This is a genomic window from Chryseobacterium sp. POL2, from assembly GCF_011058315.1.
Lineage (GTDB): Bacteria > Bacteroidota > Bacteroidia > Flavobacteriales > Weeksellaceae > Soonwooa.
On the sequence record NZ_CP049298.1, the window covers coordinates 818,657 to 837,986 of the forward strand.

Consider the following 19,330-nt stretch of genomic DNA (forward strand, 5'->3'; position numbering starts at 1 on the left):
TTTTACTGAACTTTGATGAATCGGACCGCTTTGATATATCCCGTTCCTCTAATTCCCGCTTTATTGTCTAAAGCATCTGTAGATAAAGCGATTTCCGCATCTTTGGGGAAATATTTTTGAGTTTCAACTGCAGATTCGAAGCGAATTTTGTAACCTTTATTCAACTTTGCAGTATCAAATTCAATCACTCTTGTGGCACGTGCCCCACCAGCAACCGAAGCACCGGTAATCGCATTGAGTTTTTCTTTCTTCTTAATTCGGAATTTTTCCCATTCTTTAAGCGTATTGTACCACTCATTATCATCACCCAAAACCCCCAAAGTCGCTTCGTATTGCCCTTTTGGATTAATTAACGACACCACAACATAAGCTTCTTTCCCAGAATAAGCATTCATCTGTATCATGGTTTTATACTTGGTGGTTTGTGCAAAAATAGTTGAAGAAAAAAGTATTGCGAAAACGCTGAATACTACTAATTTCCAGTTGTTTTTCATTTTTTTCGATTTATTTTAAAAAGTCGATTGAAACTTTATTTTGAGTTAAAAATTCATTTTCTTTAGCCAAATCATATGCCGTTTCTCCGAATTCGGTTTGTAAATCTTTTTTAACGCCCAATTCCACTAAAGCTTTCAATATTTTATCGTCTTTCGATGTTAAAGCCGCTTTGTGCAACGCCGAATTTCCGTCTGCATCTTGCGCATTGACCTCAACACCCAATTCGGCCGCTTTTTTCACCAAAGAAAGATCGCCTTTATCCACGGCTAAAAGCAATAAGGTATTTCCGTTTTTTTGTGGTGCTTTGATGTCTAAACCTGAATTTTGAAGTAAAGCTAATTTTGTATTAAAATCATCAGAACCATCATTTGGTTTGAAAGAATTGAACCAGTAGTACACCAAATTATTTCCGTCTTTATCCAAAATCTTCGCATCGGCGCCGTTCTTCAATAAAGTAGCAACAACATCCGCAGCACCAGAAGTCATCGCTTTCATCAAAGCAGTTTCGCCCTTTTCATTGGTTGCATTTACATTTTTAGCTTTTGACAATAAAGTTTCCACCAATTTTGCATCTTTTCCTTGGGAAGCTCCCATTAACACAGTATTTCCTTCTTTATCAGCTTTGTTAACATCCACGCCTTTTGCTAAGAAATAATTGATGATTTCTGCATTTGGTCTTCTCACAAGATTGTGCAATAAAGTACTCCCTGTTGGACTAATCGCTTTTGGATTCAACTTATATTTATCCACCAAAGTTTGATAAGTTTCTATACCATTTTGTTTTGCTCTGGAACCCATTGTCGCAAAAAACAAGGCTTGATCTGTCGGTTTTACACCTTTAGCAATGAGCTGATCTATAATTTCAAGATTACCAAGTCGCGCAGCATAATCGGCTAAAGTACGTCCGTAGTTGTCTTTATCTTTAATAGACAATCCTTTTGAAGTAAAATAATCGGCTAATTTAAACTCGGGATCATTCGCAATCGTGAGCATCATTAAAGTAGCACCATCTTCATTTTTGGTTTTTACATTTGCACCCGCTTTAATCAGCGCGCCGTAAACCGCCGTATTTTTATTTCCAGCTTCGGCTGCATACGTGATGACATCTGAGCCATGACTGTCTTTATAATGCACATCCGAAGCTTTAGCCAAAAGATAATTCACCAATTCAAGATTTCCAGACGCGGCCGCCCATTGCAAATACGTTCTGGAATGATGCGTTTTCTTATCTACAGTATTTCCTTTTTGCTCCACCATGAATTTAATAACATCGGTAGAAACCCTATTGTTAATAGCCATTACAACAGGATCGAAGAAACCAGAGTTTTGCTGTGAAGGACTGTTTCCTTTAGCTATTTCTGCTTTTACAGTTTCTATATTGGGATTATTTTTCCAAAATCCGCCATCTAACAACGTGTTTTTTTGCGCTTTTCCAAATCCGAAAGCCATTAAAAACAAGGCAGCAATCAAAGTTTTTTTCATAAGTACTGATGATATTATCGATCTTAATTTTATTTAAAACAATTATAAATAACAAAATTAGACATTATAATTTATTCAGCAAGAAAATTGAAATAAAAATTCATGATAGATGTTAGGAATTATAAGCCTTTAAATAAAAATTTTACCGTTTTGAATAAGCAGTTTATGTTCTTTTTCTAAAATTTTGACACTTCTAATGACTGTTTCTACGGCAAGGCCCGTAAGACAAGCTAATTCTTGTCTGGTATGTCTGATCTGAAATGAAAAGGCGTCTTTATTAAACTGAAAACTTTTAAGATAGTTGAGCAAAGTCCACACTTTTTCTACAGGATTTTTAACCGAATTATTTTTTATCATAATCATTTTATAATACATCCTTTCTGAAATATAATGGATTACCGCTACGGAAATTTCTGGTTTTTCTTTTAAAAGTTTGAAAAAATCATTTTTGGGAAGGCATAAAATTTTACAATCGGAAATTGCGATAGAATTCATAGGATAAGGTTTCTCATTAAACAGAGAGGATTCTCCCAAGCTTTGCCCATCTCCTAAAATATTATGAATAAACTCGGTCCCATCGGCATTGTAGTTATTAATTTTCACTTCGCCTTGATGAATTTGGAAATAATAATGTACAAGATTTCCTTCCTCAAAAATAATTTCTTTTGGTTTGAAATTTTTAATACTAGCCCCATTTTCCATTAAAATATTTTCATGAATAAGCATAGTGAGAGTTTTAGTTAAAGACCAGTTTCGTCGCCTAACAAATATAACAAAAGCTGACTAAAATATGGAACAAACAGGCTAAGTAATTCTTTCAAAAAAACAAAAAATTGTGTTATGTCAAAATAATACAACAATATGCTCTTAGAATTTATGATTGTAATCATAAAATTGTCCTTTTTAACCGCTGTAAATTTAGAGAACTAAAATTTTTAAACATTTCTGTCATGGATGGACTTTTCGGTAATACGGGTATACAAATTACAATTCTGTTACTTCTTATCCCTATAATATTTGCTTTAATTTTAACATTAATTAAAGTTAATCACATGATTTCTAATATTATAAAGAAAAGAGAGCTTAGAAATATATATACCAAAATTTCTGAATTAAAGCCTGAAGAAATTGATGAATTAAGAAAACGAAAATCCGAATTAGAATTTGAACTTTCTGGAAATGAACTTTCGAAAAATCTAAACATTGAAGACAAAAGAGGTCTTATCACAGAAAGTAAAGAAGTGAAAGATATGCGTTTTATGCAAACCAAACGCTACGAAAAATCCATTATAAAAATTCCTAAAGCAGAAAAAAAATTAATACTATGGTACATTGGCTGTAGTATTTTTTGGTTAATTATTGGGACAACTATCGGAATGTATTTGGGAATCAAATTTGTTGCTCCGGACGCAGATCATGTGAGTTGGTTGAGCTTCGGAAGGTTACGTCCTACGCACACCAATATTGTGTTTTGGGGTTGGTCTTCTATTGCGATGGTGGGACTTTCTTATTTTGTGGTTCCGCGCGTTGGTAATACTATTATACATAGTTTAAAGATAGGTTATGCTACTTTAATTTTGATGAATTCTGCCGTGTTATTGGGAAGTATAAGCCTTATGGCTGGGCTTAATAATAGCGGTGGCGAATATCGTGAATATATTTGGCCTATTATGCTTCTCTTTGCAATTGGCATTGTTATTACACTTTACAATCATTTGAAGTGCATTGCTTCTCGAAAAACAGAAGAAATCTACTTATCGAACTGGTATATTATTTCAGCCTTAATGTTTGTAATTGTTATATTAATTGTTGCTTACTTTCCTTTTTGGCAAGATGGCCTTGGAGAAACTATTGCACAAGGATATTATATGCATCAAGGTGTGGGAATGTGGTTTATGTTTTTCAATCTTGGGTTGATGTATTATTTTCTTCCTCAGGAACTTAATAGTCCTATTTATTCTTATAGTTTGGGGATTTTAGCCTTTTGGACACAGATATTGTTTTATACTCTTATTGGGACCCACCATTTCATTTTTTCTGCAATTCCGTGGTGGATGCAGACCATAGCAATTGTTTCCAGTGTCGGTATGGTTATTCCAGTAGCAGCGGGAAGTACCAACTTTTTTTTCACTATTAAAGGTTCTTGGCATCGTATAAAATTAAGTTATGTTTTGCCATTTTATGTGGTTTCCATTATTTTTTATTTTACTGGATCTTTACAAGGAACTGCGGAAGCCTTTCGTTCTACCAATCTCATGTGGCATTTTACAGATTTTACAGTTGCCCATTCACACATTACGATGTATGGGATTATTACTTTTATGCTATGGTCATTTTGCTATACTTTAATCCCTAGATTAACTTCGTATGAACCACCTAGTTTAAGTGTTGGAATCCATTTTTGGGTAGCATTAATTGGTCTTTTGATATACGTATTCTCTCTCATGATAGGCTCTACAGAAAAAGGACTTTCTTGGATAGATAAAAAACCTTTTATAGAGGGTGTTGTTAATATGATGCCTTATTGGCTGTGGAGGGCTATCGGCGGGACTATGATGTGGATTTCGCATCTCATTTTTGCTTATAATTTTTATAGAATGCTAAAACCACGTGCCGAAATTATACTTCCAGAATCGCCTCAAGAAGTTTTAAAAATTATTCAATCTAATAAAAATATCAAATGATGGATTTTTTTAACGATCATAAAAAATTATATTCAGCCTCATTATTATTCTTTTTGGTGCTTACTCTTATCATTTGCATATTGCCAGCGCTCGACAACCAAAGGATATATCAACCTCTTTCTACGAGCAAAGCGATGACAGAGACTGAAACCAGAGGCAAAATGCTATTCATTAAAGAAGGTTGCGTTGCATGTCATACCCAACAGGTTAGAAATGTGGATATGGATCAGGTCTTTGGAAGTCGACCAAGTATTGCTTCGGATTATGCTAGAAACAAAAGATTAAATTTATTTCAGAATACAGCCACTTTGATGGGAACCGAACGTACCGGTCCAGATTTAACCAATATTGGGCAACGACAATCGAGTCTAGATTGGCATTATACACACCTTTATAATCCAAGGGCTGTCGTTCCACAATCGATAATGCCTGCCTATCCTTGGCTATTTATTGAAAAAGATGCTTTGGATCCCAATGATGTTGAAGCCAAAATCCCAACCGAATTTCTAAAATCAAAAACAAAAAAAATCGTGATTTCGCAAGATGCAAAAGATTTGGTTGCCTATCTTTTATTTTTAAAACAGCCTGACCTTCCAAAATCTATTGCACCAAAAGAATTCTTATATAAACAAAAAGAAAGAAAATCTGAAACAGGATCAAAATCCAATTTACCCGATGGCGAAGCTTTATTCATCACCCATTGTGCTACTTGTCATCAGGCATCTGGAGAAGGCGTTCTGGGAGCTTTTCCACCTCTTAAGGGCGACCAAGTCGTATTAGGAAATAATATCGATTTATACGTTACCATCATCATGAATGGTTACAATGGCCTTGCACCAGCCTACGCAGAAATGCCTGCTGTAGGGACAACAGCCAACTTAAAAGCCGAAGAAGTTGCTGCCATTATTAACCATGAACGCAAAAGTTGGGGGAATAATGCGTCCGAAGTAACGGTAGAAGAAGTGCAAAATATCATGGATAAAATAGAAAAAAAATAACATGAAAAAGTATCAATTAATAAGTTTCATTTTTGTTTTGTTAGGAAGTTTTTCTAAAGCTTGCGAGGCTTGCAAATTACAACAACCCAAAATAACACAGGAACTCACCCACGGAAAAGGCCCGCAGTCCAATTGGGATTGGGCTATTGTTGTCATTATCTCGGTCATCACTTTGGCAACTTTATTTTATGCCGTCAAATTTCTAATGCATCCTGGCGAGAAAAACAAGTCACATATTAAAAATAATGTTTTAAGCTACTAAACATGGAAAATAATAGCCAACATAATGCCCTTGTCATTTTGTTTATAGACGATGAAGTGAATCCTATTGCAGAATTGCAGACGCCTATCGTCTTCAATCTGGACACAACCAAGTTAACAGATGGCGAACATGTCTTAAAAATCGTGAGCAAATACGGCAAAAAAGAAGGTCTTAAAACCATTCCTTTCATAGTTAAAAATGGGCCCATAATCAACATAGAAGGCTTATCCGACAAAGAAACTGTCAACGGTATTATTCCACTAATGCTCAACGCTTACGACACAGGCAAAAAGCAAAGTTTCATTATCAAAGGCAGCGAAAATCCACGCGTGATTCCTGTATGGGTATGGGTAATCATTCTACTTTTTGCAGCTTGGTCTGTATATTACATTATTACCAATTTTAGTGTAGACTAAATATTTTCATTTATAAATACTGAGCAATTCTTTTATTTAAAATCTCTTTTCGATAACGAAATTTGAAGTCCTTTTTTTACAGTGTGCATATTAACATTTCCACCATATTTTTATTAAGTTATGAGAAGAAAAAAATAGTTACCGAAAAAGTAAAAATTAATAAATAAAATAAAGTCGAAATTCTTTCTCATCATAATAAAGCCTAATACCTGCAAAATATCATATTTCAATTCATTTAAAAACATCAAAATGTCCGTTTTGTCCAATTTTATACAACTATAATATTATCTTTTAATAGTAATTCTTTGGAAATTTGCACTTCTAAATCACAAATTTACGATAGAAGATGAGCAACCAAAACCAACCCAACAATATACTAGAAAACAAAGATTTTCGGGACTCTGTAGCCACCGCAACAAAAGACGGAAAGCGCAAATGGGTATTTCCACGAAAACCAAAAGGCAAATACACCAACTACAGAAGTTATACGAGTTATGTTCTTCTTGCCTTATTTTTAACTGTCCCTTTTTTGAAACTTAATGGCAATCCGTTTTTTAGATTTAATATTTTAGATCGAGAATTTTTTATTTTTGGTCAAGCTTTCTACGTTCAAGACTTTTTTATTTTTGGATTGGGCGCAGTAACATCGGTGATTTTTGTAATGGTTTTCACCATTGTTTTTGGTAGAATATTTTGCGGATGGTTGTGCCCCCAAACCTTGTTTATGGAAATGCTTTTCCGAAAAATTGAATATTGGATTGAAGGCGACCGCAACAAACAAATTAAACTTGATAAACAAGATTGGAACGCTGAAAAAATTAGAAAAAAACTCATCAAATGGGGTATTTTCGCTTTTATTTCATTGTTGATTTCGCACGTTATGTTCATGTATATCGTAGGTCCTTCCGAGGTTTGGAAAATCATGAAAGCTGGTCCGTTGGAATATCCTGTCAACTTCATCGTGATGCTCGTTTTCACGACACTTTTTTATTTCGTTTTTGCGTGGTTGCGCGAGCAGGTTTGTACACTTATTTGCCCTTACGGAAGGCTTCAAGGCGTGTTAGTTGATAAGCAGACTATTAATGTTTATTACGATTTTAAACGTGGAGAAAATCGTGCAAAATGGAGAAATGGAGAAGACAGAACAGCAGCTTCAAAAGGCGATTGTATCGACTGTAATCAATGTGTGGTGGTTTGTCCAACAGGAATTGACATCCGAAACGGACAACAGCTAGAATGCATCAACTGTACTGCGTGTATTGATGCCTGCGACGAAATCATGCTAAAAGTGGGACTTCCAAAAGGTTTAATAAGATATGCCACAGAACAGGAAATTGAAACCCAAACCAAGTTTAAATTCACTGCCAGAATGAAGGCGACAGCCATCGCATTATTCGTATTAATTGGATTTTTGGGATATTTATTAAACGACAGAGGTCTTATGGAAGCCAAGTTTCTAAAAGTCCCAGGCTCTAGTTTTATCATTCAGAATAATGAAATCCGAAATTCTTTTACCTACACGATTATCAATAAATCCAACGGAGATTTAAAATTAAATTTTAAAGTTTTAAGCTCCCAAGATGCTAAGATTAATTTGTATGAAAAATCTCCAATTCTGTTAAAGAAAAACGAGATTAAAAAAGGTGATTTACAAGTTGTTTTTCCAGAAAATGAGATGAAACTTAGCAAACAAGAAATTGAAATTGGCGTTTTTGACCAAAACGGAACAATGATAACGTCCTACAAAACCATATTTGAAGGGCCTTTCAAATTAGTTTTGTAACAAAAATTAATGCTTCCGATTTAGCATTAAAAATTCGGAAGGTGTAAGTCCAGTTTGTTTTTTAAAAAATCTGGTGAAGTACGGATATTCTGAAAAACCTAGACGAAATGCAATATCCACGAGGCTTTCATCCAAATACACCAACATACGTTTGGCTTCCAAAATTGTTCTTTTTGAAATAATTTCGGAAGCTTTAACGCCCAAGACAGATTGCGAAATTCGGTTCAAATGTTTCGTAGAAATTTGTAATTGATCCGCATAAAACTGAACTGTTTTTTCGGAAATAAAATGTTGTTCCACCAGATTTTCAAAATCATGGAGCCTTGTGAGATACGAAAGCGAGCTTTGTCTTGAGAATGTTTTTTCTTGCTCTAAAAATAATCGTGAAGACCTAATCAAAACACTGGAAACCAAATTCCGAATCATGTGGTTTTTTAAAATTTTAGTGTCCTGATGTTCTCTCCAAATGGCTTCAAAATAATGCTTCATTTCTGAAAAATCAGTATCGGAAATTTGCAATAATCTCGGAAAACCAATCGATCCGAAAAACGGAAAATCTTTCGCTTTAAGATCTGCAAAATACAAATCGAAAAAAGACTGCGAAAAAAAGAAAATATAACCTTCTATATCTACCGACAATTGCCAACTGTGCACTTGGCCTGGCGACATGAAAAAAAGACTGCCCGACTTCACGTCATACGTATTAAAATCGATATCATGACTGCCCGAACCTTGGGTAAAATAAACCACCAAATAAAAGTTGTGGCGATGCGCTCGTTCAATATGTTTATGACTTTCTTTAAGATGATTCTGCAAGGTGTTACAATAGAACTCGATGTTGGAATCTAGCTGCTGAAATTGGTCAATATGAAGAACCGTAATAGGATTCATTATTTGTTTTGGTCGGTATTTCTAAACGGCATTTCATGTTGTTTAAAACTACTTTCAATAACCGCTTTTTCTAAATTTAAAATATTTTTCAACGAAGCATAATCTACTTTTTCAGCATCATCTGTCGGTTTATGATAATCGTCGTGTCCGCCTGTATGAAAAAACAACACAGGAATTTCTTTCTCATAAAATGAGGTTTGGTCCGAGCCGCCTCTACCCTCGTAGCCCGTATAAAATTTTACAAAATTTTCTGGCTGAATTTCTTTAAAAATCGTTTCGAAAGCAGGCGAAGTCCCATAACCAATAATGGAAACGCCGGTTTCTTTGTTCAGTCTGCCAATCATATCCATATTCAGCATCCACTGAATTTTGCTTAAATCATAAGTCGGATTGTTCACAAAATAGCGCGAACCTACCAAGCCCAATTCCTCGGCACCAAAAGCGATGAACAAAAAATTAACAGGCTCTTTTTCTTTGTTTTGAGAATAAATACGCGCCAATTCTAATAAGCCAGCCACGCCAGAAGCATTATCATCCGCACCATTATGAATAATTCCGTAGCTATTTTCTGCGCGGGAACTGCCTTGTTTTCCTTCGCCGATATGATCGTAATGTGCGCCAATAACGATGGTTTTCTCAGCATTGTTATTCAAAAAGCCAATCACATTTCTCGCCTCACGAATGCTGTCTGTTACTTTTACTTTTCGAACTTTTGCTTTAAAATCTTGATAAAAACCATCCGTTCCTAAAGCGTCTAATTGGTATTTTTTGAAATGTTTAGCAATATATTTTGCAGCTTTTTTATTTTGTTTGCTACCTGTTCCGCGACCTTTCATAGCATCGTCAGCAAGATAATAAATGTGTTTTTCTAAATTTTTAATTTCTACTTCTTGTGCGTTGGCTTGCAATCCCAAAAGGATAAAAATACTTAGAATGGCTGTTCTCATGCCAACAAAATTAACGAAAAGTCATTAGAATTCGCTTTATAAAATTTTACATTAGGAAAAAAGAAAGTGAAACATAAACCATTGAATGATATTTATTTAAAACAAATCACATTTAATTATTTTACACATTAAAATAAGACATAATATTTAACTTATTGACAATTAATAAAGCAATTAAATAACTTTAATTTAAATTAAGGCATGATATATGTATTAAAATGCATAATAATATTTAAAACTTAGCATTATGAGAAGCATTTTATGGACCGTAGCTGTCATTTGTATTATCGTTTGGCTGCTGGGTATGATAGGCGTAATTCCCGGAATAAGTACGGGTTATTTAATTCACATTTTATTGGTAATTGCCGTTATTGTCGTTCTTTTTAACATTATTTCCGGACGAAAACCGCTGGATTAAAAAACATAAAACCTCCTTAGCGAGGTTTTTTTTATCGCATTTCATCATTTTTAATTCTTAAAAACGATGCTTCTTTTTAAAACATTAATTTCAAAATAAAACGAAGAAAGCGTTTCTCTAAAAAACCTCGTATTTTTGCAGCAAATAAAAAAACCTTGCAAACCGATTTACTTTTAATTACGCCTCCTTTTACGCAACTCAACACACCATATCCCGGAACGGTCTATTTAAAGGGGTTTCTGAATACTTTGTCCTACCAAATATTTCAGTCGGATTTGGGATTGGATGTCATTTTAAAGCTATTTTCCAAGCAAGGTTTAACGGATTTATTTGAGTTTATTGAGCATCAAAATGTAGAATTGGGCGAAAATGCTCAACGCATGTTGATATTGAAAGACGATTATATTTCCAGCATTGATCCCGTTATTCACTTTCTGCAAGGCAAAAATTCAACGTTGGCGGATTCTATTGTTCAAGATGGATATTTGCCCGAGGCTTCAAGATTTTCTCAATTGGAGGATTTGGATTGGGCTTTTGGAGCGATGTCTTTTCAGGATAAAGCCAAGCATTTTGCCACTTTATATTTAGAAGATTTATCGGATTTAATTATTGAAGCTGTAGACGAAAATTTCGGTTTTAGTCGATATGCAGAACGTTTGGGAAGATCAGCCCATTCTTTTGATGAGTTGTACAATGAACTTCAAAATAAACCCACTTATATTGATAAAATCACGCTTTCCGAATTAGAAAAACTGATTCAGAAAACGCAACCCAAAATCATTGGATTTTCCGTGCCTTTTCCTGGAAATTTGTATTCGGCTTTTCGTTGTGCGCAATACATAAAAACCAATTATCCCAACATAAAAATCAGCATGGGCGGAGGTTTCCCGAATACAGAATTGCGTTCTTTGAGCGATGTTCGCGTGTTTGAATTCTTTGATTTCATTATGTTGGATGATGGCGAAGCACCAACGGAACAGCTCCTAAAATTCATCTATAACGAAGCCGAAATTTCAGATTTAAAAAGAACATTTATCCTTCAAAATAATGAAGTAATTTACATCAACAATCCTGAAATTCGGGATTATAAATTCTCAGAAGTTGGAACGCCCGATTATTCGGATTTAAGATTGAATGAATACATTTCTGTGATTGAAGTGGTGAATCCGATGCACCGACTTTGGAGCGATGGCCGTTGGAATAAACTGACGATGGCGCACGGTTGCTATTGGGGAAAATGTACGTTTTGCGACATTTCTTTAGATTATATTAAAATTTACGAACCTATTGTTGCTCAACAAATTGTTGACAGAATGGAGGAACTGATAAAAACCACTCAAAATACAGGTTTTCATTTTGTGGATGAAGCCGCTCCACCTGCTTTGATGCGTGAAGTAGCCTTGGAAATTCTCCGCCGAAAACTCACCGTAACTTGGTGGACGAATATTCGTTTTGAGAAAAGTTTCACCTATGATTTGTGTAGATTGTTGAAAGCTTCGGGTTGTATTGCGGTTTCTGGAGGTTTGGAAGTGGCTTCGGACCGATTGTTAAAACTCATTGACAAAGGTGTAACCGTGGATCAGGTAGCGATTGTAAACCGAAATTTCACCGAAGCTGGCATTATGATTCACGCCTATTTGATGTACGGATTTCCGACACAAACTACCCAAGAAACTATTGATAGTTTAGAAATGGTTCGTCAGTTATTTGAAATCGGGATTTTGCAATCTGGTTTTTGGCATCAATTTGCGATGACGGCTCACAGTCCGGTGGGTATGAATCCCCATTATTACAAAGTCATCAATCACAGTACAGAACTAGGAACTTTTGCAAATAATGATATGCTGCACGAGGAAAAATCAGGCTTAGATCATACGCAATTTTCGTTTGGTTTGAAGAAATCTTTGTTCAATTATTTGCATGGTGTAGGATTTGAACTGCCTTTGCAGGAATGGTTTGATTTTAAAATTCCAAGAACAACGATTCCGAAATTTTATATTGAAGATGTTTTAAATAATGAGACTTTTTCTGGTCACAAACCCAATCAGAAAGTCGTTTGGCTGGGTGGAATTCCGCAATTGAACATCACCACAAAAACCAAAAAAGGCATCATTTACGAAAATGCAATGTTAAGCATTCATACCAAACAAGATGCTGTGGAAATCCGTATGGAGAAAGAAATTGCAGAATGGTTGATTAACTTCATCCAACTTTTAAACGAAAGTCCAAAAGCATTGACTTATCAACAGATGAAAACTCATTTTGAAGAAGCTTTGGAAATAAATTTTGATGTTTTTATAGCATCAAAACCTGCAGAAAAATTGAAGGAGATTGCATTGCTTTTTGTTTAATTTTATTATCCGTTTTTAATCGCAATTCTGAGTTTTAACTCAAAGTCGCAAAGGATTTTAAAAAGCAAACTGTTATTAAGTTCGCAAAGGATTTTGATTATAAAAATTGAGAATTTGTTATTCTAAATTTTCAACTTTTGAATTGAATAAAATCATTAGAATTCCCATTGAAATAAAACCTGAAACCAATAACAGTCCATATTTTGCAAAAGAAAAAGGAATATAAATAACAGAAAAAAGACTTGATAATATTAAAATAATTTCATTAGAAATAACCCCGAAAACTAAAATATAAAGTCCAAACTTAAAGAATTTTCTATCTTTATTTTCCTGAAACTCCCCTATTTTCCAAATTAAAAATAGACTTACGCCTACTAATAAAACCAGATGCAAATAGGCAATTACGATATTAATATTGTTAAATGCCAAAACGCCAATTTCTGGAATGGCAGAAAGTCCTTGTAATACAAATTTTAACAAAAAAGTGATTCCTACAATTTTTAAAAGAAGTTTACTCTCAGTTTTCATAGTTGCAGAAATATTTTTCCATTGTTGCACTACGATTTTGTGAATTTTTACAGCGCCAAAAAGTTGAATAATTCCCACTATTCCCATTGGTAAGAACCAATTCTGTGCAGATTTCATCCATAATACAGAGAGTCCGTATCCTAAAAAAGTTCCTAAAAAAAGAAGAATAAAAGTAATTTTGTTGTCTCTTTTAGAAATTGTAAAGCCATATTTCCGAAGGCTTATCCATACAATTCCAATGCAAGAAAAAAGGAAAAAACCGTTGTATTGATAATGCAAATAGAAATAACCAGAAGCTCTATAAATTTCTTCAAACGCTTCTTTTTGGGACGAAAAATACGCAAGACCAAAAATCCCGATGGCAGAAAAAACCGCAAAAAATGCTGCATATTTTAACCAAATAATTGCAGGATCTTTAATGGTTTTAGTATCCTTCCATACAAATAAACAATACGCAAAGCCCGTAAACAAAGCAATTGCGGAAAAAACGATAGACAACCAATAATATCCACCGTATAAAAACGAAAACAACATTCCGTAGGAACCAATTTGATTAGATATCATTAAAATTTGATATTTAATCTTGTTGAAATCAGGTTTATTCTTTTGGATATAATTGGCAACAAAAATGTAAATACACGAGGAAACCCAGCCGTAAAAAGCAAAATGCGAATGCGATTCCTGCATAAATTTATGTGTAAAACCCGGAAGAGAAAACACCAAATTATACCTCATTAAAGTTCCTAAAAGCGAAACTAAAAAGAAGTTAAAAAGACTTATTCTAATCCAAAACTTTAGATTTAACATCGGCTTATTGTATTTCTGTTCTCAAGAGCATGTTATTATTCAGCAAATATAAAAACTAAATGCCGAATAAAAGAGTTAAAAGTCTTTTATTCAATTGATAATTATCAGTCCTTAAATCTTTTAAAAATCTTGTTTTGGAAATGGATTTTGTAGTTTTTATGAATTAGAAATTTGAAGTCATATTTTTTTTCCTTCTAATTAAATTAACCTATTTCTAAGATTTATCATGAAGGAGATGATCCTAGCTATACCTATTACGATGGTAAAACCAACGGAAGCATCGAAATTCCAACGGAGAATATATCAAAAGAAGTTGGAGATTATTTCATTGTAATTTTCACCAATGATTCTTACAGCGAAGTTTCTAAGCGTGTCCAGTTCGAAATGTATGATAGCACCTTAGGAACTGCAGCACCAGATGCCCATAACAACGAGCTACAAGTCTATCTAATCCTGCAAAACAAGGTGAAAAAAACCGTCTTAAAATCAAAATATCCGATTGACCAAATTGATATTTATGACATGACAGGAAGTTTATTCTATACCTCAAAAAATATTCATGCCCTCAACTACTCTATCATTAATCAAAGTCTTCCAAAAGGGACTTATATTATGAAAGTACATTCTAACAAACTTTATACTTTAAAAATGATTATTAAATAATTGTTTGCAGAGTGCAATTAATACAAACGGCAGGATTCTTCTCGTTGTTTTTTTTATTTTTTTTAAAATTTAGAACTTCTAAAAACCTAGACATTATTTACAAAACATCTTATATAAAAACTTGAAATTTACACTAAGCTCAATATGCATAAAAAAGCTGTAAATTTGCGACATGAATCAGGACACAATTTGCGCTTTAGCCACTGCCAATGGAATGGGCGCCATCGGGATCATTAGGATTTCTGGAGAAAAATCTTTTGAAATCGTTAATAAAGTTTTTGAAGGTAAAAATCTGGAAAAAGTGGCCTCTCATACTGTACATTATGGGTTTGTTAAAGATGAAACCGAAACGATTGATGAAGTTATGGTTTCGGTTTTTCATGCACCGAAGACTTTTACTACAGAGCATTCGGTGGAAATTTCTTTTCATGGCTCACCGCATATTGGGGCAAAAATCCTAGAAGTGTTGATAAAAAATGGTGCAAGAATGGCGAAAGCTGGGGAGTTCACCATGCGTGCATTTATGAATGGCAGAATAGATCTTTCCCAAGCCGAATCTATTGCTGATTTGATTGCTTCTGAAAATGAAGCGTCACGAAAAGTAGCTTTGAACCAATTAAAAGGTGGAATTACACAGGAAATTTCGGTACTGAGAAATGATTTGCTGAACTTCACTTCTCTTATTGAACTCGAACTCGATTTTGCTGAAGAAGACGTGGAATTTGCTGATAGAACCGCTTTGGTAGGTTTGATAAAGAAGATTCAGATGAAATTAAAATCCTTAATTGATAGTTTCCAATACGGAAATGCCATCAAAAACGGAACCGCCGTTGCCATTATCGGGAAACCTAATGCCGGGAAATCTACCCTACTGAATGCATTGTTGAAAGAAGAACGTGCGATTGTGAGCAATATTGCGGGAACGACAAGAGATACCATCGAGGAAATTCTGCATATTAAAGGACATGCCTTCCGATTGATTGATACCGCGGGACTTCGTGAAACGGAGGACGAAATAGAAGCGATAGGTGTAAAAAAAGCCAAAGAAAAGGTGGAACAAGCGGAGGTTTTGGTGTATTTGGTGGATGCTGCAACTATAGATTTTAGCGAAGATTTCGACATGCTGAAAAGCCTCATTCGAAAAGATTTAGAAGTAATTGTTTGCGCAACGAAGATTGACGAGGTTAGCCCTTCGGTTTACGAGAGTATGGAATCCGCGTTCCGAAATGAAATTGATTTCCCATTTAATTTCATTACCATATCTGCGGTTGAAAACCAAAACATTCAAGATTTAAAGAATGATTTATCCTCCTATGTTGAAAGTTTGAAAGCCCAAGAAGGCGGTGTAGTGATTACTAATCAACGTCACTATGCAGCTTTGCAGAACTCTTTGGAATCGGTAACGCGTGTGGAAGAAGCTGTTTCTCATCAAATCACTACCGAACTGCTCGCCTACGAATTGAGAAATGCTTTGGAACAATTGGGTGAAATCTCTGGTGAGTTTACTAACGATGAAGTTTTAGGCAATATTTTTAGTAAGTTTTGTATCGGGAAGTAATTATATCCGCCAAATGATGATTTATTACATATAAAGCGCATGTTTTGTAATATTTTTACTATTTATCCTAACAACAGTGTTGCTGTTAGGGTTGAGCCATGGGTAATTGTGTCTGATTATTGATGAGCCGAAAACATTTGCTTTTACCTTCTTAGTGGACTCTTGTACTATTACTTTTATTATTGAGTCTCCTTTTTTCGGTTTTGGTTTCATGAATTATCCATACACCATCCATACATTCTCCATACACTATTTATACACTACCCGTAAATTAATAATGAAGTAATTTTTAATGTAATAATGTAAGAAACTAATGATGTTACAAAGGGAAGGAATTTTTGGCCCGTGAAATTCAGAAATGTGTTCCATAGTCCACCAGGCACTCCTTTAATCTTATCTGCATTTAACAAAAAAAGAGCCCACGCCGTTGTATATACTATTAGAGTATCTAGTGAGTGTTTCTTAACCTCACCCTGCGGGTGTACAAGCACCCTCGTCATATTTTTAGCTATCCAATGATTAATTCGATGCCCGCTTTTTCTGCTTTGTACTTTATTTTCGTCTGCAAGTCATAATAACTCCAATTGCGAAGCACAAATTCCTTTTCTTTTGCAATTCCTATTTTATCTTCCTGATTGGTTAATATCAAGGTTCCTGCCTGTTGTTGGACACAGAAATCGATGAGCTGTCTGCTGTACACATGAAGCCGATGGCTCACATAGCGATTTTCCAAATTCTCAGTGGTATGCAAGGCTTTTTGTTTTCGTTTCGCTCCTTTTCCTGATCGGGCATAAGCAATGCCTTCTTGAATTCTTTTTTGACTTGCCTGAATCGCCAATCTTCGATACAAAAACTCTTCTTTTGAACCAATATTGATTCGTACATTGTTGGATTTTACGACGATTGGATGTTCTAATGACAGAGACGCTTCCGCAATGATTTCGGGTTTTAAATGATGCTCCGCTTTTTCAAATTCAAATACGGCCAGCCAATAGATTTTCCCTGCTTTCAACTGGATCTGTGAGGTGCAAAGTTTTATTTCTTTCCTTAACAGTTGTTCCATAATCAAACGTTTATCCGAGAAATCGTTTCCTAGATAGGTTTTCACCGGTATTGCAAACATGTTGAAGCAGAAGGCTTTCTTCTCAGGGCAATACCTCAATTTGCTGATGCATTTCACCGGCAGCGGTATGGGAATGTCTTTTTTAAAGTTTTGTAAAGATTTTAGGCCTTGCCCATAGGCGGCTTTGTTTTTAGAGAAAATGGATTGAATGGTATTATTCAGGCTTCCCAAAATATCGGTGGGAATTTCTCCTTTGAAACGGTCGAAGACCATGCGCGCCGTGGTATTTATTTTTGAACGATTAAATAGTCCCATTTCATCTTTGTTTGCATCAACCAGCTTGTATTGTATTTCTTCGGTGAAGTAAAAGAAATCCTTTATCATTTCCTGAACATACAAATGGGAAACGATGAGATTAGCGGCTCGGAAACAACGGTTCTGATAGCGGTAGAGTTTTTCCCACATCACATTTTTTTCAGTTGAAGGAACATCGATCAGCAGCTGAATTTTTCTGGTTAGTGTCATGGTTGATTTTTCCATTTCAAAGAGGTCTTTCAGAAATGTTTTGATTTTGTAAATACTGATAAGCAAACACAAATTCACGATGCACTAGCCTTTCGGGTAATTTCAGTTCTTGAGCAATAATTGCAAAGGAAGATTTCTGCTCACACCTTCTTTTTAAAATCTCTAGTTGTTGGCTATTGAGTGTATTTTGCTGTTGGTGACTCACCGTATTTTTTTTATTTGGTTGTTCAAAGGCACTTCCTTTGGTAATTTTTCGAAGATCTTCGATGGCGCGGCTCACTTCATTGCTGATGTCTTTTACACTGCTTCCCATGGCCTGTGCAATGGGTGTGTACTGAAAGCCATATTCAAGGCAAAGTTTGATAAGGTGCTTTCGTTTAGGATGCAGTACGTTCAACAATTTTTTTACTTCGTCAAAATTTTTCTGATCGGACTCTTGACGGAGCAGATGCTCGGCATCGTGCAGTGGATCGTATCCAATGAGATAATCCTGGTAATTTTCAAAACGTTCAAGAGAATCGATTAAACGAGCGAATTTGCTTCTAGGTGCATTGAAATAGGTGATACAATCTCTCTTCAAAACAAAACGTAGAAAGCCAAGAATATGTTGAGGAGATTCAATAGATTGGCGGTTAAACCAAAGTTTGAGGAAAGCATCTTGCACGAGCGTTTCCACGATGAATGTATCTCGAAGCATTCTGTTTCCTACCCAGAAAAGGAGTTTTTTATAACGAAAATGAATGTGTTCTAACGACTTCGGATTGCCTTCTTTCAGCAGTTTCAACAACTGATGATCATTTAGCGTAAGCCGCAAGGAGTTTGTTTTGGTCATATTAATTTTTTTCACTAGTAAAGTTCAAGAAACAAGAAGAGATATTCTATTCAAAAAAGGGATATAATATCCGGGATTATCATACACCGAGTTTTGGATGTAGTATAATCAGTTGGCGTTTCATTCAAAAGAGTAGCCTTGTAATGCTGCCTTGTGATTAAGCATCAATACAAACTTTCCTGCTCTGTGAAAGCGCTGCATGAGCAATTACAAAAAGCATAACATCACACTTTTTCAAGCTCTTAATTGTAAGGATTTTTAGTACACGAAACAGATGTCCATCTTCTACCTTAAAACCAATGAAAGACAAAACAATGTATTGTGCTGAAGCCACCTCGTATCACGTGTTTACGGTAATGTATGAAAGAAAATATTCATTATTGCTAAACGGTGTTTTGCATTTTAAATTCAAAGAAATTCTTCTCCAGTACTCTATTTTTATTTTTGATAAAAATACGTTCAAATAGCAATGGACAAGTTTTGGTCTCAAGCCTGAATAATCAATACTTTTGCGGAATAAAATATTCGATAGAAGGGATATTTTACAGGATATTTTTTTTAACTTTACACTTCATACGAATGAAGAGATAAAGCTCTATTCGTACGCTTATAAAATTTTGATCACCG

18 protein-coding genes are annotated in these 19,330 nt (G+C 34.9%); 10 read left to right on the forward strand and 8 right to left on the reverse strand.

Annotated features, from left to right (window positions below):
- Nucleotides 1–2 precede the first annotated feature (2 nt).
- The 3 genes from G6R40_RS03875 to G6R40_RS03885 all read right to left on the reverse strand — a co-directional run bounded on the left by G6R40_RS03875 (nt 3) and on the right by G6R40_RS03885 (nt 2,703).
- Nucleotides 3–494: a DUF2271 domain-containing protein gene (locus tag G6R40_RS03875; RefSeq protein ID WP_165131788.1), complete on the reverse strand. Its 492-nt coding sequence runs from the start codon at nt 492–494 to the stop codon at nt 3–5.
- A 10-nt stretch (nt 495–504) separates the two neighbouring features.
- Nucleotides 505–1,977 carry an ankyrin repeat domain-containing protein gene (locus G6R40_RS03880; RefSeq protein WP_165131791.1) on the reverse strand — a complete coding sequence of 491 codons (1,473 nt, stop codon included), beginning with the start codon at nt 1,975–1,977 and terminating at the stop codon, nt 505–507.
- 129 nt (nt 1,978–2,106) lie between these two features.
- Entirely contained in the window at nt 2,107–2,703 is a 597-nt protein-coding gene (locus G6R40_RS03885; protein WP_165131794.1) for a Crp/Fnr family transcriptional regulator, read from the reverse strand.
- 224 nt (nt 2,704–2,927) lie between these two features.
- On the opposite strand from G6R40_RS03885, the gene G6R40_RS03890 reads away from it, so the two are divergent.
- The 5 genes from G6R40_RS03890 (at nt 2,928) to ccoG (ending at nt 8,120) form a co-directional block, all read left to right on the forward strand.
- Nucleotides 2,928–4,661: a cbb3-type cytochrome c oxidase subunit I gene (locus G6R40_RS03890; protein WP_165131797.1), complete on the forward strand. Its 1,734-nt coding sequence runs from the start codon at nt 2,928–2,930 to the stop codon at nt 4,659–4,661.
- Nucleotides 4,658–5,659 (forward strand): cbb3-type cytochrome c oxidase subunit II, encoded by a 1,002-nt coding sequence (locus tag G6R40_RS03895; protein WP_228455908.1) that lies wholly within the window; start codon nt 4,658–4,660, stop codon nt 5,657–5,659. The genes G6R40_RS03890 and G6R40_RS03895 overlap by 4 nt, the downstream gene beginning before the upstream one ends.
- A 1-nt stretch (nt 5,660) precedes the next feature.
- Nucleotides 5,661–5,921 carry a hypothetical protein gene (locus G6R40_RS03900; protein WP_165131800.1) on the forward strand — a complete coding sequence of 87 codons (261 nt, stop codon included), beginning with the start codon at nt 5,661–5,663 and terminating at the stop codon, nt 5,919–5,921.
- Between the two features lie 2 nt (nt 5,922–5,923).
- Nucleotides 5,924–6,337: a cytochrome C gene (locus G6R40_RS03905; RefSeq protein ID WP_165131803.1), complete on the forward strand. Its 414-nt coding sequence runs from the start codon at nt 5,924–5,926 to the stop codon at nt 6,335–6,337.
- Between the two features lie 346 nt (nt 6,338–6,683).
- Nucleotides 6,684–8,120 carry a cytochrome c oxidase accessory protein CcoG gene (gene ccoG, locus G6R40_RS03910; RefSeq protein ID WP_165131806.1) on the forward strand — a complete coding sequence of 479 codons (1,437 nt, stop codon included), beginning with the start codon at nt 6,684–6,686 and terminating at the stop codon, nt 8,118–8,120.
- 6 nt (nt 8,121–8,126) lie between these two features.
- Here the strand turns inward: ccoG and G6R40_RS03915 are convergent, their stop codons facing one another.
- Together G6R40_RS03915 and G6R40_RS03920 are read right to left on the reverse strand one after the other, a co-directional pair.
- Nucleotides 8,127–9,011, reverse strand: a complete 885-nt coding sequence (locus G6R40_RS03915) for an AraC family transcriptional regulator (protein WP_165131809.1) — start codon at nt 9,009–9,011, stop codon at nt 8,127–8,129.
- Nucleotides 9,011–9,958, reverse strand: a complete 948-nt coding sequence (locus G6R40_RS03920) for a M20/M25/M40 family metallo-hydrolase (protein WP_165131812.1) — start codon at nt 9,956–9,958, stop codon at nt 9,011–9,013. The genes G6R40_RS03915 and G6R40_RS03920 overlap by 1 nt, the downstream gene beginning before the upstream one ends.
- A gap of 247 nt (nt 9,959–10,205) precedes the next feature.
- On the opposite strand from G6R40_RS03920, the gene G6R40_RS03925 reads away from it, so the two are divergent.
- A complete protein-coding gene (locus G6R40_RS03925; protein ID WP_165131815.1) occupies nt 10,206–10,376 on the forward strand; it encodes a lmo0937 family membrane protein in 171 nt (56 codons plus the stop codon).
- Between the two features lie 155 nt (nt 10,377–10,531).
- Nucleotides 10,532–12,727: a B12-binding domain-containing radical SAM protein gene (locus G6R40_RS03930; RefSeq protein ID WP_165131818.1), complete on the forward strand. Its 2,196-nt coding sequence runs from the start codon at nt 10,532–10,534 to the stop codon at nt 12,725–12,727.
- Between the two features lie 117 nt (nt 12,728–12,844).
- Here G6R40_RS03930 and G6R40_RS15050 read toward each other — a convergent pair whose 3' ends face one another.
- On the reverse strand, nt 12,845–13,819 hold the full coding sequence (locus tag G6R40_RS15050; RefSeq protein ID WP_185670503.1) for a hypothetical protein: 975 nt from the start codon (nt 13,817–13,819) through the stop codon (nt 12,845–12,847).
- A 627-nt stretch (nt 13,820–14,446) separates the two neighbouring features.
- On the opposite strand from G6R40_RS15050, the gene G6R40_RS03940 reads away from it, so the two are divergent.
- Nucleotides 14,447–14,725 (forward strand): T9SS type A sorting domain-containing protein, encoded by a 279-nt coding sequence (locus tag G6R40_RS03940; protein ID WP_165131821.1) that lies wholly within the window; start codon nt 14,447–14,449, stop codon nt 14,723–14,725.
- Between the two features lie 172 nt (nt 14,726–14,897).
- On the forward strand, nt 14,898–16,283 hold the full coding sequence (gene mnmE / locus G6R40_RS03945) for a tRNA uridine-5-carboxymethylaminomethyl(34) synthesis GTPase MnmE (RefSeq protein ID WP_165131824.1): 1,386 nt from the start codon (nt 14,898–14,900) through the stop codon (nt 16,281–16,283).
- A gap of 508 nt (nt 16,284–16,791) precedes the next feature.
- Here mnmE and G6R40_RS03950 read toward each other — a convergent pair.
- Complete coding sequence (locus tag G6R40_RS03950) at nt 16,792–17,886, reverse strand: hypothetical protein (RefSeq protein WP_165131827.1); 1,095 nt, start codon at nt 17,884–17,886, stop codon at nt 16,792–16,794.
- Between the two features lies 1 nt (nt 17,887).
- Nucleotides 17,888–18,685 (reverse strand): RNA polymerase sigma factor, encoded by a 798-nt coding sequence (locus tag G6R40_RS03955; RefSeq protein ID WP_228455909.1) that lies wholly within the window; start codon nt 18,683–18,685, stop codon nt 17,888–17,890.
- Between the two features lie 317 nt (nt 18,686–19,002).
- Between G6R40_RS03955 and G6R40_RS03960 the strand changes: the two genes are divergently transcribed.
- Nucleotides 19,003–19,170, forward strand: coding sequence for a hypothetical protein (locus G6R40_RS03960; RefSeq protein WP_165131833.1), 168 nt, complete (start codon nt 19,003–19,005; stop codon nt 19,168–19,170).
- The last annotated feature ends 160 nt before the right edge of the window (nt 19,171–19,330 follow it).